Origin of the sequence: Microcella sp., assembly GCF_025808395.1 — a bacterium.
Lineage (GTDB): Bacteria > Actinomycetota > Actinomycetes > Actinomycetales > Microbacteriaceae > Microcella.
In genome coordinates this window covers 1,932,419-1,947,576 of the sequence record NZ_CP075524.1, presented here as the reverse complement: position 1 = coordinate 1,947,576, position 15,158 = coordinate 1,932,419, and the positions used below count along the sequence as shown (strand labels likewise).

Annotated in this window: 14 protein-coding genes; 7 read left to right on the top strand and 7 right to left on the bottom strand. The window is 69.4% G+C overall.

The annotated features are described in order from the left end of the window. Position 1 precedes the first annotated feature (1 nt). The 4 genes from KIT89_RS09465 to purD all read right to left on the bottom strand — a co-directional run bounded on the left by KIT89_RS09465 (position 2) and on the right by purD (position 3,989). Positions 2–793, bottom strand: a complete 792-nt coding sequence (locus KIT89_RS09465) for an SGNH/GDSL hydrolase family protein (protein ID WP_297600755.1) — start codon at positions 791–793, stop codon at positions 2–4. 10 nt (positions 794–803) lie between these two features. Then, positions 804–1,688: a VOC family protein gene (locus tag KIT89_RS09460; protein WP_297600752.1), complete on the bottom strand. Its 885-nt coding sequence runs from the start codon at positions 1,686–1,688 to the stop codon at positions 804–806. Between the two features lie 190 nt (positions 1,689–1,878). Next, on the bottom strand, positions 1,879–2,742 hold the full coding sequence (locus KIT89_RS09455) for a phosphoribosylaminoimidazolesuccinocarboxamide synthase (protein WP_297600750.1): 864 nt from the start codon (positions 2,740–2,742) through the stop codon (positions 1,879–1,881). Next, positions 2,742–3,989 (bottom strand): phosphoribosylamine--glycine ligase, encoded by a 1,248-nt coding sequence (purD, locus tag KIT89_RS09450; RefSeq protein ID WP_297600747.1) that lies wholly within the window; start codon positions 3,987–3,989, stop codon positions 2,742–2,744. Before purD ends, KIT89_RS09455 begins: the two co-directional genes overlap by 1 nt. Before the next feature lie 133 nt (positions 3,990–4,122). On the opposite strand from purD, the gene KIT89_RS09445 reads away from it, so the two are divergent. The 4 genes from KIT89_RS09445 to KIT89_RS09430 all read left to right on the top strand — a co-directional run bounded on the left by KIT89_RS09445 (position 4,123) and on the right by KIT89_RS09430 (position 8,699). Beyond that, positions 4,123–4,479, top strand: a complete 357-nt coding sequence (locus tag KIT89_RS09445; protein WP_297600744.1) for a sterol carrier family protein — start codon at positions 4,123–4,125, stop codon at positions 4,477–4,479. 35 nt (positions 4,480–4,514) lie between these two features. Beyond that, the gene (locus KIT89_RS09440) at positions 4,515–4,895 is read left to right on the top strand and encodes a hypothetical protein (protein ID WP_297600741.1); all 381 of its coding nucleotides are present in this window, start codon (positions 4,515–4,517) and stop codon (positions 4,893–4,895) included. A gap of 179 nt (positions 4,896–5,074) precedes the next feature. Then, on the top strand, positions 5,075–6,985 hold the full coding sequence (locus KIT89_RS09435) for a choice-of-anchor G family protein (RefSeq protein ID WP_297600738.1): 1,911 nt from the start codon (positions 5,075–5,077) through the stop codon (positions 6,983–6,985). A gap of 277 nt (positions 6,986–7,262) precedes the next feature. Further along, entirely contained in the window at positions 7,263–8,699 is a 1,437-nt protein-coding gene (locus KIT89_RS09430) for a sigma-70 family RNA polymerase sigma factor (protein WP_297600735.1), read from the top strand. Positions 8,700–8,711: 12 nt separating this feature from the next. On the opposite strand, the gene purF is transcribed toward KIT89_RS09430, so the two are convergent. Beyond that, complete coding sequence (gene purF / locus KIT89_RS09425; protein WP_297600733.1) at positions 8,712–10,169, bottom strand: amidophosphoribosyltransferase; 1,458 nt, start codon at positions 10,167–10,169, stop codon at positions 8,712–8,714. Between the two features lie 73 nt (positions 10,170–10,242). On the opposite strand from purF, the gene purM reads away from it, so the two are divergent. Then, entirely contained in the window at positions 10,243–11,337 is a 1,095-nt protein-coding gene (gene purM / locus KIT89_RS09420) for a phosphoribosylformylglycinamidine cyclo-ligase (RefSeq protein WP_297600730.1), read from the top strand. 64 nt (positions 11,338–11,401) lie between these two features. Here the strand turns inward: purM and KIT89_RS09415 are convergent, their stop codons facing one another. Continuing rightward, the gene (locus KIT89_RS09415) at positions 11,402–11,611 is read right to left on the bottom strand and encodes a DUF3073 domain-containing protein (protein ID WP_297600727.1); all 210 of its coding nucleotides are present in this window, start codon (positions 11,609–11,611) and stop codon (positions 11,402–11,404) included. 162 nt (positions 11,612–11,773) lie between these two features. On the opposite strand from KIT89_RS09415, the gene KIT89_RS09410 reads away from it, so the two are divergent. Then, the gene (locus tag KIT89_RS09410; RefSeq protein ID WP_297600724.1) at positions 11,774–12,874 is read left to right on the top strand and encodes an NAD(P)-binding domain-containing protein; all 1,101 of its coding nucleotides are present in this window, start codon (positions 11,774–11,776) and stop codon (positions 12,872–12,874) included. Positions 12,875–12,876: 2 nt separating this feature from the next. Next, complete coding sequence (locus KIT89_RS09405) at positions 12,877–13,083, top strand: hypothetical protein (protein WP_297600721.1); 207 nt, start codon at positions 12,877–12,879, stop codon at positions 13,081–13,083. Here the strand turns inward: KIT89_RS09405 and KIT89_RS09400 are convergent. After that, the gene (locus KIT89_RS09400) at positions 13,006–15,084 is read right to left on the bottom strand and encodes a glycogen debranching N-terminal domain-containing protein (protein ID WP_297600718.1); all 2,079 of its coding nucleotides are present in this window, start codon (positions 15,082–15,084) and stop codon (positions 13,006–13,008) included. The two genes, KIT89_RS09405 and KIT89_RS09400, sit on opposite strands and share 78 nt — an antisense overlap. Between the last annotated feature and the right edge of the window lie 74 nt (positions 15,085–15,158).

Genomic DNA, 15,158 nt, shown 5'->3' with positions numbered 1-15,158 from the left:
CTCACGCGTCGCCCAGCAGCCGGTCGAAGCCGACACTGAACGCGTCATCGACAGCGAACTCGGCCCAGTCTTGATAGCCCAGCGCGCTCGGGTGAAAGTCGTCGCTCGCGAAGAAACCGTCGGTGTACGGCGGTGGAGGCGGCGACATGTGGGCTCGCGGGTGCGCGTCGACGAGCGTGCGCGCTTCGCTCTCGAGGGCTTGCGAGTGACGATAGAGGCTGCGCTTGAGCGGGTCGGGCAACAGCGTGAAACGAAAAAATGCGGGCAGCGACGACATAAGCAGAGCGGCCTGCGGATGCTCGCTGAAAGTCAGCTCGATGAGGCGACGAACATCGCGGCGAAACGCGCGAGTCGACCGCAAGGCGAGAGCGTCGTTGGCACCGACGGTGAGAAATACCAGGTCGGTGGGTTCGTCGAGCGCGGGCGCCGCGAAGTGTTTCACGAGGTCGCCAGCGGTGGCGCCATTGCGGCCCGCCGCGCGCCAGTGCACGGGGCGCGCGGTGCGGCGGGCGAGGGCCTCGGCGAGTCGCCCGCCCAGGCCGAGGTCGGCGTGGTCGACGCCGACACCCGCGGCCGTCGAGTCTCCGATCACGAGCAGGTGCAGCGGGCGCGATGCCCGGCCCTCGACGTCGGGCACGCTCGGCTCGACGGTGCCGCTCCACGGCAGCGGAGCATCCGGAAGTCGCGGAGTGTCACGCCGCAATTGGCGCCCCTGAGCGAGCAGCACGGGAGCCTGCGCCGCCGCGATCGCGCGACTGAGCCGCAGGCTCCGCGGGGGCCGAACATCGCTCATGAGCGCGAGTCTAGGTGGCTGCCGTCAGGCGAATCTGGGTGCCCCACGGGTCGTCGACCTCGAGCGTGCGCCCGTCGTCGCGCACTGCGAGGTCGAAGTGGCGCAGTCGCTCGGCGGTGGCGCCGAGCTCGTCGGCTCCCGGCAGCACGATGTCGACCTGGCCGAGACCCAGAGCGGGCATCCGTCGGCCGGCGCCACCGCTGCGCCACGTGTTCATCGCCATGTGGTGGTGGTAGCCGCCCGCGCTCACGAAGATCGCCTGATCGCCGTAGGTCGTCGTCAGGTCGAAGCCGAGCTGGTCGACGTAGAAGTGCCGCGCGGTCGCCGTGTCGCCGACGCTGAGGTGCACGTGCCCGACGACGGCCGGGGCTGAGCCGTGCGCCGCGAGTGCGTCGTCGGTGAGGTGCTCGCGCAAGAACGTGTTCGGGTCGAGAAAGATCGTGCCCATCTCGATCGTGCCGTGCACCCACGACCATTCGCTGCGGTCGCGATCCCAGTAGAGCTCGACCCCGTTGCCCTCGGGGTCGTCGAAGTAGAAGGCCTGGCTCACGAGGTGGTCGCTCGAGCCCGTGAACCGGTTCGGGTGCGTCGTGGCGACGGTGTAGACCGCCGCGGCGAGGGCCGATTGCGTCTCGAACAGGATCGCGGTGTGGAAGAGGCCCGCCTCGCGCGGGCCGGCGTGGGTGAGGGCGGGGCTGTGGCGCAGAATCACCAGGGGCACGGATGCTGATGCCGTGTCGCCCGCGCGACCCAGCGTCACGACCGGGCCCGTCGCGTCGAGCACGGTCAAGCCGACGGCGTCGCGGTAGTACGCCGTCATCGAGTCGAGGTCGGCGACATCGAGGGTCACCGGGCCCATCGAGGTGTCGGCGGCGAGCCGCGACTGGTTGCTCATGCGAGGGTCAACGCGCGAGCATCCCGCGTCATTCCGCGGCGCAGCGCGAGCCCTCGGTGCGCGCCCATGCCCCGACTTGCCACTTGTTGTCGCAACGCGCTGGGGTTGCGGCAACAACTGGCAACTCGGCGGGTGACGCTCCACTGCGCTGGTGCGCGAGGACGCCGCGAGAGGCCGCCCGGGCGTGACGCTAGGCGGTCAGGCGGTGGATGAGCTCGCGGTAGCGGGCAGCGGTGCGCTCGACGATCTCGGGGGGCAGCGCGGGCGGGGTGCCCGTGCGATCCCAGTGGCCGGCGAGCCAGTCGCGCACGATCTGCTTGTCGAAGCTGTCGAGGCGCGAAGGGCCGCCAGCGGCATACAGCGTGGCATCCCAGTAGCGAGAGCTGTCGCTCGTAAGCACCTCGTCGGCGAGGGTCAGCTCGCCCGTCGCCGGGTCGGTGCCGAACTCGAACTTGGTGTCGGCGAGAATCACTCCGCGCTCGAGCGCGATCTGCGACGCGGTGGTGAAGATCGCGAGCGAGGTGTCGCGCAGCGCCGTCGCCACCTCGAGCCCCACGAGCTCGACCGACCGCTCGAACGTGATGTTCTCGTCGTGCTCGCCGAGCTCGGCCTTGAACGCGGGAGTGTAGAGCGGCTCGGGCAGACGGTCTCCGTCGTTGAGGCCCTCAGGTAAGGCGATGCCGCACACCGTGCCCGACGCCTGGTACTCGAGCCACCCCGAACCCGTGAGATACCCGCGCACGACGCACTCGATGGGGTGCATGTCGAGTCGCTTCACGAGCATGGCGCGCTCGGCGACCTCGGCCGGCACTGCCGGCCCGTCGGCGAGGTGGTTCGGCACCGCCAAGCGCGAGAACCACCACCGGCTCAACTGCGTCAGCAACGCCCCCTTGCTCGGGATGCCCGGCTCGAGCACATGGTCGAACGCACTCACCCGATCACTCGCGACGACGAGCATGAGCGTCGGGTGGTCGGCGTGCTCGAAGAGATCGCGCACTTTGCCCGAATAGACGTGGTGCCAGCCGAGCGCGGCGAGAGCATCCACCGAGGTCATCAGAGCACGCGCGCCGCGATGTCGGTGCGGTACTGCCCGCCCTCGAGGCCGATGCGGCCGATGGCCTCGTAGGCGCGGTCGCGGGCGTGGGCGAAGTCGCTGCCGGTCGCGACGACGCTCAGCACGCGCCCGCCGGTGGCGACGAAGCCGGTGTCGGTGCGCGCGGTCGCGGCGTGGCACACGTGCACTCCCTCGACGGTGGCTGCTTCGTCGAGCCCCGTGATCGGGCGATTGGGGGCCGACGACACCGGGTAGCCCTCGCTCGCGAGCACGACCGTGACGCACACGTCGTTCGAGAACTCGGGGTGCGGGCGGCCCGAGAGCTGGCCTGTGCTCGCCGCGAACAGCAGCTCGCTCAGCGGCGTGATGAGGCGCGGCAGCACCACTTGCGTCTCGGGGTCGCCGAAGCGGGCGTTGAATTCGATGACCCGGATGCCCTGCTTGGTGACGATCAGACCGCAGTAGAGCAGCCCGATGAACGGGGTCGATTCGCGCTCGAGCTGGCGCACCGTCGGCTCGGCGACCGTGCGGATCACCTCGTCGACGAAACCCTCGGGCGCCCACGGCAGCGGCGAGTAGGCTCCCATGCCGCCCGTGTTGGGGCCCTCGTCGCCGTCGCCGATGCGCTTGTAGTCTTGCGCGGGGCTCAGCGGCACCACCGTGTGGCCGTCGCTCAGCAGAAACAGGCTGACTTCTTGGCCGCTCAAATGCTCTTCGACGAGCACGCCGCCCTGCTGCAGGTAGTGCTCGGCGTGCGAGAGCGCCGCGGTGCGGTCGTCGGTGACGATGACGCCCTTGCCGGCGGCGAGTCCGTCTGCCTTCACGACGTAGGGCGCCCCGAGCTCGTCGATCGCCGCGACCACCTCGTCATAGGTGCCGGCGCGAATCGCGCGGCCGGTCGGAACGCCAGCGTCGTCCATGACGCGCTTCGCGAAGGTCTTCGAGCCCTCGAGCTGCGCTGCGGCGGCCCCGGGGCCGAACACGGCGATGCCGCGGCGGCGCACTGCGTCGGCGACTCCCGCGACGAGGGGGGCCTCGGGGCCGATGACGACGAGCTCGATGTCGTTGTCGACGGCGTAGTCGGCGACGACGTCGCCGCGAGTGGCATCGAGCGCCACCGTCTCGACGACCTCGGCGATGCCGGCGTTGCCGGGAGCCGCCGTGATCTCGTGGGCGACGTCTTCGCTCAGCAGCGACGTGATGATGGCGTGCTCGCGGGCACCCGAACCGAGGACGAGAATTCTCACCCGGTCAGCCTACCGAGAGCGCGCATCCCGCCCTCCCGCAGCCGTGAGTTGCCAGTTGTCGTCGCTACCCTGCACGGTTGCGGCGACAACTGACCACTCGGGGGGGTGTGGCGTGCAGTCGTAGTCTTGGCGCATGGCACGCGCGCGCATCGACGAGGCGACCGGGCGGGTGGCGGTGCGCGCGGTGGTCGACGGCGGCGCGCAACGCGACGACCTCGCGACGGCGGTGCGCTACCTGCTGCAAGTGCTCGCCGAGGCGAGCCCGGGTCGCAGTGTCGAAGTGCGGGTTCCGCCGTTCGGGGCAGTGCAGGCCGTCGAGGGCCCTCGGCATACGCGCGGAACCCCGCCGAACGTGGTCGAGATCGACGCCGAGACCTTTGTCGCGCTGGCGACGGGAGGCACCACCTGGGGTGAGGCGGCGTCGGCGGGCCGGGTGCACGCATCCGGAGCCCGTTCTGATCTCTCTGCCCTCATGCCCCTCGACTACTGACGGGCGCTCACAGCGGGGTGCGCCAGAATGGGCGCGTGAGTTCGCCATCTGCTGCAGCCCCTGATTCGGCACCTGATTCGACATCGGCCCGCACCGAGGTGCGGGTGCGTCGCGCCCCCAAGATTCCGGCATTCATGGTCGTCGGGGGTCTCATCGGCCTGCTGGTGACGCTCGTGATCACTCCGCTCTTTCCGGCCGATCCCCAAGTGGGCCTGCCGGCGCTCGTCGGCTATTTCTCGCTCTACGGCATCACGGCGGGGGTCGTGCTGGGCGCACTCGTCGGCATTGCGCTCGATCGCCGTTCGCAGAAGCGGGCGCGGCTCGTCGAGGCCGAGCATGAGGCGGTGGATGCTCTGCCGATCGATGGCGTGATCGACGACGACCTCGACCCCGCGCCCGGCAGCACCACCCGCTAGCGCCCGCCCACTCTCAGGTCTCGAGGCCCTCGCCGGTCGGGCGCTTCGGAGCGCTCGGTCGAACGGTTTGGTCGATTTCTGAACTTTTTCTGCTCATCCGCGTAAGAGACCGACCGTTCTACTGTCCCTCCCAATGACAGAGGCTCTCGCCTCGGTCTCTCAGGGGAAGGGACAGAACAGTGATATCGACAGATTTCCACGGCCCTCGCGCGGGGGCGCGGGGGCGTCGCACGAGCGCGATCGTGCTCGCGGCGGCGCTCGCCGCAGGCCCCGTGCTGCTGGGGGCATCAGCGGCGCACGCCGCAGAGACACCGGTCGCCTACGCTCGCGCTGAACTGGTCGGGGGCACGATCGGCGGCGCAGACCTGCGAACACTCGTCGCGGTGCAGGCAGCGGCGGCTCTCAACAACGGCAGCAAGCGCGAGGTCATCTCGGCCAACCCGCTCGCCGTCGAGGTGCTGCGCTCGGTCAATGTTGCGCTGCCGAACGGGGTGGCGCTCGATCTCGGGAGCGGCGTCGACGCTGGTGCCGCCATGCAGTGGGCAGGCGCGTGGAGCGACGGCTCGGCTGAGGCGCACGTGAAGACGGTGGGCAACGGCGGCGCTGCTGATGTGCACCCGAGCGACGCCAATGCTTCGGGCGCCATGGTCATCGACCTCACCGCGCTCTTGGGCTCGCGATTCACCTCGACCATCACCTCGCTCGACCTGCGGCTGGGTGCCGTCGGTGCGAGCGCCGAAGGTCACGGCGAGGTGGCGTCGGGCGACTACACGCTGGCGGGGGCGCAGTTGCTCGTGCGCACGCCCGCCATCTCGAACCTCACCTCGAAGGTGCTCGCGGCGATCGAACCGGCTGAAGCGCGCATCGCCTCACTCGGCGGCAGCTCCGGCCCGCTCGCCTCGGCACTGCGTTCGTCACTGGGGGGCGTGCTCGGCAGCAACGCGAGTCTCGTCAACGTCGACGTGTCGATCGACTCGAACCTGCGCGGGGCCGTCGAGCCGCTGCTGACGGCGCGGCTCGATACGAGGGGAGCCTCGGTCGACCTCGAGCAGGGCGCCATCGTGATCGACCTGCAGACGCTCCTGGGGCGCAACCTCAACAGCCTGCCGCCCTCGACCGAACTGCTCAGCGAGGCGATTCTGGTGCCCGTGCTCAACTCGATCACGGGGTCGGTGGCCGACATCGCCGATGATGTGGTCGACGTCGTGCGCGCGACCCTGAAGAACGTGCGAGTCGACATTCGCGCGTCGGTGAACGTGCTCACGCCGCAGCAGGCAGAGACGGTCGAGACCTGCGTCGAAGTGCCGATCGTGAGTGATCTGCCGATCGTCGGGGGGCTGGTCGGCGGACTGACGGGAGGCCTCACCGGCCCCCTGACCGAACTCGTCTGCACCGTGACGACGAAGGTGCTGCCTGACCTGCGCACCGCGCTCGACCTGCGCATCGCCGGCGACCTCTCGATGCTCGGCAAGGCCGACGCCGACGTCGCCACCGCGACGCTCACCGTTCTCGGGGTTCCGGTCGCGCTCGACATCTCCGCGGTTCTCAAGGGGCTGTCGGTGCCTATTGTCAGCACCATCGGCAACGGTGATTCGACGATCGCGGCGGTGCGCTCGGCGCTGCAGGCCACGCTCGTCGACCCCGCGACGAGCGGCCTGCTCGGGGGTGCCGGGCTCGGAACCGCGCTGTCTGACGTGCTGTCGGTGAAGGTCAACGTGAAGAGCACCGGGTCGATCTCGGCCGCTGACGGAACCTACTTCACTCAGACCGCGGTTCGGGTCGCTGCGCTGCAGGGCTCGCTCGTGACCCTCAACCTCGCGACGGCGACTGTCGGCCCCGGTGTGCTGCCGACTGACGATGGAGAAGACCCCGACGGCCCGGGGGGGCCGGGAGGGCCGGGATGCACAGGTGACGACTGCGTGGCCGCCCCGCCGCCCAGCTTCACCGACGGCGGAGGCCCCCTGGCCTTCACCGGTGCGAACATCGGCGCGCTGATCGCCCTCATCATGGTGCTCATCGCTGCCGGCGTGGCCCTGCTGAAGGCTCGGCGCGGGGGGTTCGCGCTGAGCCGGGACGTGCTGATCGGGTAGGCGCGTCGCCGGGTGGCCAGAGAGGGTGAAGACTCTCTGGCCACCCCCTCGTCGCGATAACGATCGCGGCACGGGATACACCCCGGGGGTTGCACATTCTCGGGTGCAGGAGTAGCCAAGAGATATGGGGGAGTCAATGAGGTTCCTCGAACGCGTGCGCGGGGCGGAAGGCCCCGCGGATCACGAACTGGTGCGCCGCGCTCGTCGAGGCGACCGTGCGGCGTATGCCGAGCTCTGGCGAAGGCACCATCAGGCGGGGCTTCGAGTGGCGCGAGCGGTGACTCGCCTCGATGCCGACGACATCGTGGCCGAGGCCTTTGCGCGCATCCTGCGCATCGTGCTCGCCGGCGGGGGCCCCGAGGGTGCGTTTCGCCCCTATCTCTACACGACGATCAAGAACGTCGCCGCCTCGCAGGGGCGGGCGACGAAAGAGTTCGCGGTCGACGACCTCGAGGTGCTGCTCGACCCGGGTGAGGCCGAAGACGATGTCGCGATCGGCGCGCTCGACCGCTCGCTCACCGCCCAGGCCTTTCGTTCACTGCCCGAGCGGTGGCAGACCGTGCTCTGGTACACCGAGGTCGAGGGCCTCGACCCGCACGAGGCGGCTCCGCTGTTGGGCCTCTCGGCCAACGCGACGGCAGCACTGTCGTTTCGCGCCCGAGAAGGGCTGCGTATCGCCTGGTTGCAGGCGCACGTCGACGCCGCTCAGGTCGAGGGCGAGTGCCGCTGGGCCGCCGAGCACCTGGGCGAGCACGAACGCGACAGGCTGCGGCCGCGCGACGCCGAACGGCTCGCCTTCCACCTCGCCCACTGCGCCCACTGCGCGATCGTCTCAGAAGAGGTGCACGATGTCGGGGCGCGCCTGCACACGATTCTGCTGCCGCTCGTGGTCGGCGCTGGTGGGGCACTCGCACTGACCGAGCAGGGCGGCGGCGCCGCGTTCGCCGCTGAGGCGATACCGCCGGCCGACGCCGCGCACGGGGTGCTGAGCGACGCCGCCCTGCCCGAGTCGGTCGTGGCCGTGTTCGGCGCGATGAGCGCCACCACCGCCGCCCTCGTGACGAAGGTGGCCGCCGGCACGGTCATCGCGATCGTCGGAGTCGCCGGCAGCATCGCGGCCACCCAGTCGACCGTCGACACGATGCACCAGTCGACGGTGAGCGAGCAGCCCGCAGACGACGGAGGCGCTGGAGCGTCAGCGCTCGAGGCGCCAGACCGCGACGCTGAGGGGTCTGCTGATGACCTGGTGAGCATCCCGTCGCCGATCGATGACGCAGCCTCGGTCGCGAGCGATGCGACGGGACTCGTCGGCGACCTCGTCGGCGGCCTCACCGACACGATCACCGGAGGGGACGCACCCGCGGGTCACACTGCCCCGGGCGGCATCGTCGGCGCCGACATCTCGCTCACCCTCACGGGCACCGCGACGCCGGGCGCACACTTGTCGCTGCAGGCCGCCGGGCAGGTCTATGCGACCACCACTGTGAACTCGAACGGCACCTTCACGATCGCGGCGACGGGGGTTCCGGGCGGGGTGTCGTCGCTCGCGCTCGTGCAGACGGTCGACAGGGGCTACCTCGAAACGCTGCTGCCGGGCACGGGCGGGCTGCTGGGCGGGCTGACGGGAACGGTGGATGCCCTCATCAACGCCCTCATCAAGCCCATCGTGCTCGGCTCGAACTCGTCGAGCATCACGATCGTGCTCGTGCAGTGACGGCTTGCCGGCTCAGCTGAGCTGGTTGTGCTCGACCCACTGCAGGTATTCGGGGCTGACCGTGCCGGTGACGTAGTCGCCCGTGAAGCAGCTCATCTCGAGCTCGGTGATGTCGCTGCCCTCGATGATGGCCGCTTGCATGTCGGCGACCTCTTGATAGATGAGGTAGTCGCTTCCCAGTTCGGTGTTGATCTCAGGAATCTTGCGGCCGTGCGCCACGAGCTCGCTGCGCGTCGGCATGTTGATGCCGTAGACGTGCGGGTAGCGCACGGGCGGCGCGGCTGAGGTGAAGGTGACCTTCGCGGCACCCGCGGCACGTGCCATCTCGACGATCTCTTTCGAGGTCGTGCCGCGCACGATCGAATCGTCGACGATGAGGATGCTCTTGCCGGCGAACTCGCTCGACATCGCGTTGAGCTTCTGCTTGACGCTCTTCTTGCGCTCGGCCTGGCCCGGCATGATGAAGGTGCGGCCCACATAGCGGTTCTTGTAGAAGCCTTCGCGGTATTCGATGCCGAGCTTCTGCGCCACCTGCATGGCGGCCGGCCGAGATGAGTCGGGAATCGGCATGACCACGTCGATGTCGCCCTTCGGCGTGTAGCGCGCGATCGTGTCGGCGAGGCGGTCGCCGAGCCGCAGCCGCGCCTCATAGACCGAGATGCCGTTCATGATCGAGTCGGGCCGGGCGAGGTAGACGTATTCGAACGAGCACGGAATCAGACGGGGGTTCGCGGCGCACTGCCGCGACACCATCTCGCCCGCGCTCGTGATGAACACAGCCTCACCGGGGGCGAGGTCGCGCACGATCTCGTATCCGCCGGCCTCGAGCACGAGCGACTCGCTCGCGACCACCCACTCGTCGCCCGTGAGCCCGGTGGTGCGGCGGCCGAGCACGAGCGGGCGAATGCCGAAGGGGTCGCGAAACGCCAGCAGGCCGTGCCCGGCGATGAGCGCGATCGCCGCGTATGAGCCTTCGACGCGCTCGTGCACACGAGTGATCGCCGCAAACACTTGATCGGGGTCGAGGTCGTCGCCCGAGACCTGTGCCTGCAGTTCGTGAGCGAGCACGTTGACGAGCAACTCGGTGTCGCTGTTGGTGTTGAGGTGACGGCGGTCGACGTCGAACAGCTCGCGCGTGAGCTCGCGCGTGTTCGTGAGGTTGCCGTTGTGCACGAGGATGATGCCGTATGGCGCGTTCACGTAGAACGGCTGCGCCTCTTCTTCACTGGATGCCGACCCCCGCGTGGCGTACCGAACGTGCCCCAGACCCATGGTGCCCAGCAGGGCCCGCATGTCGCGCGTGCGATACGCCTCGCGCACCTGGCCTTTGGCCTTCGCCATGTGCAGCACTCGGCCCTCGGCGGTGGCAATACCGGTCGAGTCTTGACCGCGGTGCTGCAGAAGGGCCAGCGCGTCGTAGACCTGCTGGTTGACGGGACTCGACGAGACGAGGCCGACGATGCCGCACATTCGCCAGTGGCTCCAGACCGTAAGGTTGAGGGTGACGCAGGCCAGTCTGTCAGACCGCGGAACGGATGAACGAATGACGAACTCCTATGCCGCTGCCGGGGTCGACACTGCGGCGGGCGACCGGGCGGTCGAACTCATGAAGGCCTCGGTCGCGGCGACCCACGGCCCCGAGGTCATCGGTGGTGTCGGTGGCTTCGCGGGGCTGTTCGACGTGAGCGCTCTGCGCGACTACCGCCGCCCGCTGCTCGCGACAAGCACCGACGGTGTCGGCACCAAGGTGGCGATCGCGCAAGCGCTCGACATTCACGACACGATCGGTCAAGACCTCGTGGCGATGGTCGTCGACGACATCGTGGTGGTCGGGGCGAAGCCGCTCGTCATGACCGATTACATCGCGTGCGGCAAGGTGCACCCCGAGCGCATCGCCGATATCGTGCGCGGCATCGCCGAGGCATGCGCCGCCACGGGCACGGCGCTCGTCGGCGGTGAGACGGCCGAGCACCCCGGCCTGCTCGGCCCCGACGACTACGACGTCGCGGGTGCCGCTGTGGGCGTGGTCGAGGCTGACGAGCTGCTGGGCCCCGAGCGCGTGCAGCACGGCGATGTCGTCGTGGCGATGGCGTCGAGCGGCCTGCACAGCAACGGATTCTCGCTCGTGCGGCACATCCTCGCCTCCCGCTCGATCGGGTACCACGACGAGCTGGCCGAGTTCGGCGGAGTCGTCGGCACGACGCTGCTCGAGCCGACCGCGCTCTACACCGCTCCGCTGCTCGAGGTGCTCGCCGAGCTGCCGGGTGCCGTGCACGCCCTGAGTCACGTGACGGGAGGCGGCATCGCCGCGAATCTCGCGCGCGTGCTGCCCGTCGGCAGCTGGGTCGAGCTCGACCGCGGCTCGTGGAGCCCGCCGACCGTCTTCCGCGTGCTCGCCGACCTCGCCGGCGACACCCTCGAATCGACCGAGGGAACCTGGAATCTGGGTATCGGGATGCTCGCGGTGGTTGCCCACGACAGCGCGAGTTCGATCATCCGCTCGCTCGAGAGTCGCGGTGTTCGCTCATGGGTCGCCGGCCGCGTGTCGACGAGTGCGCACGACGTGGCCGAGTTCGAGCAGGGCGCGAAGGGCGTCGACGGCGGGGCCGTGAAGCTCGTGGGGTCATACGCCGGATAGCCGTAGCGCGTCGAACGCCGCGAACGAGCTCGGTGCAGGCGTGGAAGCGATCGGGCGGGAGCGATCAGGCGGTCTGCGCCGCCGGGCTCTCGCTGTCGTCGTCTTCGTCGAGCTCGTCGTCGTCGACCAGGTCAGCCCACTTGTCGACGTACTCGTTCTCGTGCGATGCCGCGGCGAGCTCTCGCTCGAGCGCGGTCAGGTTGGTGTCGGGGGTGTAGTACTTGAGTTCCCGAGCCACCTTGGTGTGCTTTGCTTTTTGTCGGCCGCGCCCCATGCGTGACCCCCTCACAGTGTGTCGACGGGTGAGTCTGGGAGACACCCAGAAAGCCGAGTCAGAACGGTTGAAAAACTGTGCCGAAGTTTAGCACGCACGCCCCCCTGCCCCCGCGAACGCGGGGCCTTCGACGCTCGGTGCGAAACGGGTAGCCTTGGCCGGGTGACTGACCCCGACCTGACCACCTCGTGCGTGGTCATCGGTGCGGGCCAGGCTGGCCTCTCGGTGGCGTACTACCTTCGACGACTCGGCCTCGAAGCCGGTCAAGAGTTCGTGCTGCTCGATCGCGGGCCCAGTACGGGCGGCGCCTGGCAGTTTCGCTGGGAGGCGCTGCGGCTGGGTTCGGCGCACCGCGTCAACGACCTGCCTGGCATGGACGAGCTCGGCGTGAGCTTCGCCACCGCCGACCAGCACGCGCCCGCCCGCGACATCGTGGCCGACTACTACCGACGCTACGAAGAGCACTTCGGCCTGCAGGTGGTGCGGCCGGCGAACGTCACGCACATCAGCGATCTCGGGCGCGACCTGCTCGTGCGCTTCACCACCGAGAACGGCCCGCTCGAGCTGGGGGCCTCGACGATCGTCAACGCGACGGGCACGTGGGGCTCGCCGTTCATTCCCTACTACCCGGGAGTGCGCGAGTTCACCGGCCAGCACGTGCACACGAGCGATTACGAGTCGGCCGAGTCGTTCGCCGACAAAGACGTCGTCGTCGTCGGTGCGGGCACGAGTGCCATCGGATTCATTCTCGAGCTCGAGCCGCACGCGGCCAGCATCACGTGGGCGACGCGTCGCCCGCCCGAGTTTCTCGATGAGGTCGAGCTCAACCTCGAGGCCGCCGAGAAGGCAGTGGCTGCGCAAGACGACGCGGCACGAGCTGGCCGAGCGCTGCCGAGCATCGTCTCAGGCACGGGGGTGCCGCGCACGCGTCGCATTCAGGCCGCGATCGACCGCGGCGTGCTCGACTACCGGCCGATGTTCGATCGCGTCGAGACCGACGCGGTGGTCTGGGCGGACGGCACCCGTCAGCACGCCGACGCGATCATCTGGGCCACCGGCTTTCGCCCCGAGCTGCGCCATCTCGCCCCCCTCAAGTTGCGCGAGAAAGAGGGCGGAGTCTCGGTGGCGAGCCACCACTCTGAGCGCGACCCCCGCGTCTTCTTCGCCGGCTACGGCCCTGCCGCGTCGACGATCGGCGCCAACCGCGCAGGGCGCAACATTGCACGCCAGGTCGTCGCCACCCTCAGCAAGATGGGGCGCTGAGCGTGGACGCCTTCATGATCGTGGCGATCACCGGTGCCGTGCTCGCCGTGCTGCTCGTCGTGCTCGCCGTCATCGCCGTGGTCGTGCTGCTGCCGCCGGTTCGGCGAGCCATGGCCGAGCGCTCGGCGCGACTAGACGCCGATGTCGATCGTGCGGCTTCCGAGCCGCAGGCCGCGCACGGCGACAGAGCCGAGCCCGGCGAGCGGTGACGAGTGCACGGTGCCCGCTGCGGCATCCGGTGTCAGCCCAAGGGCAGCAGTGAGCACGGCGACCGACGAGGCCGCTGACCATGCCTGGGGTCGACACGCGGCCGGATACGGCACCGGGCGCGCGACCTCGTCGACCGGGTCGCCCGAGTGCAGTTCGGGCATGCGGTAGTCGAAGCCTTCGGCGGCGCGCAGCAGACCGCGCGCGAGTGACGACGCGACCTCGCCGTGGCCTTCACGTGCGAGGCCGAGCACGGCGATCGCGGTGTCGTGGGTCCAGACCGAGCCGCCGTGGTAGCTGAGCGGCCAGTAGCCGGCCGAGTCGGTCGACATGGTGCGCAGGCCGTAGCCCGAGTCGAGTTCGGGTGAGCCCAGGCGGGCGGCCATGAGAGCCGCCTGCTCGGCGTCGAGCAGGCCGGTGCCCAGCAAGTGCCCGAGGTTGCTCGTGACGGTGTCGACGGGGCGCTTGTGCGCGTCGAGCGCGATCGCGGGGTAGGGGCCGAGTTCTCCGCAGCGTTCGGCGTCGGTGATCCAGAACTTCTGGTGGAATGACGCGCGCAGCCGTGCCGCCCACGCGCGCCACTCCTCGGCGCCGGGGCGGCCGAAGGCCTCGAGCAGCGCGGCGCCCCCCATGGCCGCCTCGTAGGCATAGGCCTGCACTTCGCACAGCGCGATCGGGCCTTCGGCGAGCGAGCCGTCGCGCCACTGCACACTGTCGCCCGAGTCTTTCCAACCCTGGTTCGCGAGGCCGTGCCCACTGCGGTCGATGTATTCGAGCAGGCCGTCGCCGTCGGCGTCGCCGTCGTCGCGCATCCAGCCCAGCGCCGCTTCGAGGCTCGGCAGCAGAGCGCGCACCTCGTCGTCGGGCAGCCCCCACTTCCAGGCATCGTGCAGCAGGCACACAAACAACGGAGTCGCGTCGACCGTGCCGTAGTAGAGCGGAGGCAGCGTGATGTCGTCGTCGATCACGAGCGCCTCGCGCCGCAGCTCGTGCATGATCTTGCCGGGCTCTTCGGCCGAGGCGGGCTGCTGCTGTGTGCCCTGCAACCCCGCGAGCACGCGCAATGTGCTGCCCGCGAGCCCGGTGCCGAGCGGCAGCATCATGCGCGCGGCCCAGATCGAGTCGCGCCCGAACAGCGTGAAGAACCACGGTGCACCAGCGGCGAGGAACGTCTGATCGGGATGCTGCGCCGTCGTCATGCGCAACGCGTCAAGGTCGTCGAGCGCTCGGTCGACCCACCGACTCAGCCGCTGGTCGCCGGCGAGCACCTCGGGTCGGCTCCACGGCGCGGGCCGCTCGTCGCCGCGTACTGCGCCGATCGCGTCGTCAGCCTCGAGTCGCCACGAGACGCTGATCGAGCTGGCCGCGGCGATCGACAGTTCGCCGACGAGCCTGATTCCGGTGGGGGTGCTCTCGACGCGCAACTCTGCCGAAGTGACGCTCGCCGACACGCTGTGGCCCGTCCACCGCGCGGTCTCGCCGTCGAGGCTCACCGTCGGCGCGTCTTCGGGTTCGTGCCCGAGCTTCACCGATTCCATGCTCGTGGCGTCGAGATCGAGCTCGATGACGATCGGTGCCGAGAGTGCGAACTCGTGGCGGTTGCGCACGGTGAGGGTGTCGCGCAGCCCGCGGGCGTCGACGACGCGGTCGAGGGTCAACCGCACTTCGGGGTCGGGCGTGCGGTCGTCAAGGTGGCGCAAGAGCGACTCGACGCTCACCGTGTCAGCGCTGCGGATTCCGGTTGACAGGTGTTCAGCATCCTGATCGCCGATGCGAATGCGCAACGCTCGAATCACGCGCACATCGCTCACGTAGACGCCGTGGATTCTCGCCGAACCCATCGCGCCCGTCGACGATGACCAGGCTTGCGTGGGCGCCCGCAATACGACGAGTTCGTCGTTGAGCAGGGGTTGCAGCGATGCGGTCACGTCGGTCAGCCTCCCGGCCTGGTCGAGGGTTTCGACGCCGGAGGGGTTGACACCGGTGTCTGATGTGGGCAACACTACCGAATTATTTGATCGTTCAAAATGGATCGATCGAATTTCTCGCCGAATCTCATCAGCACGGCGGGCAGACC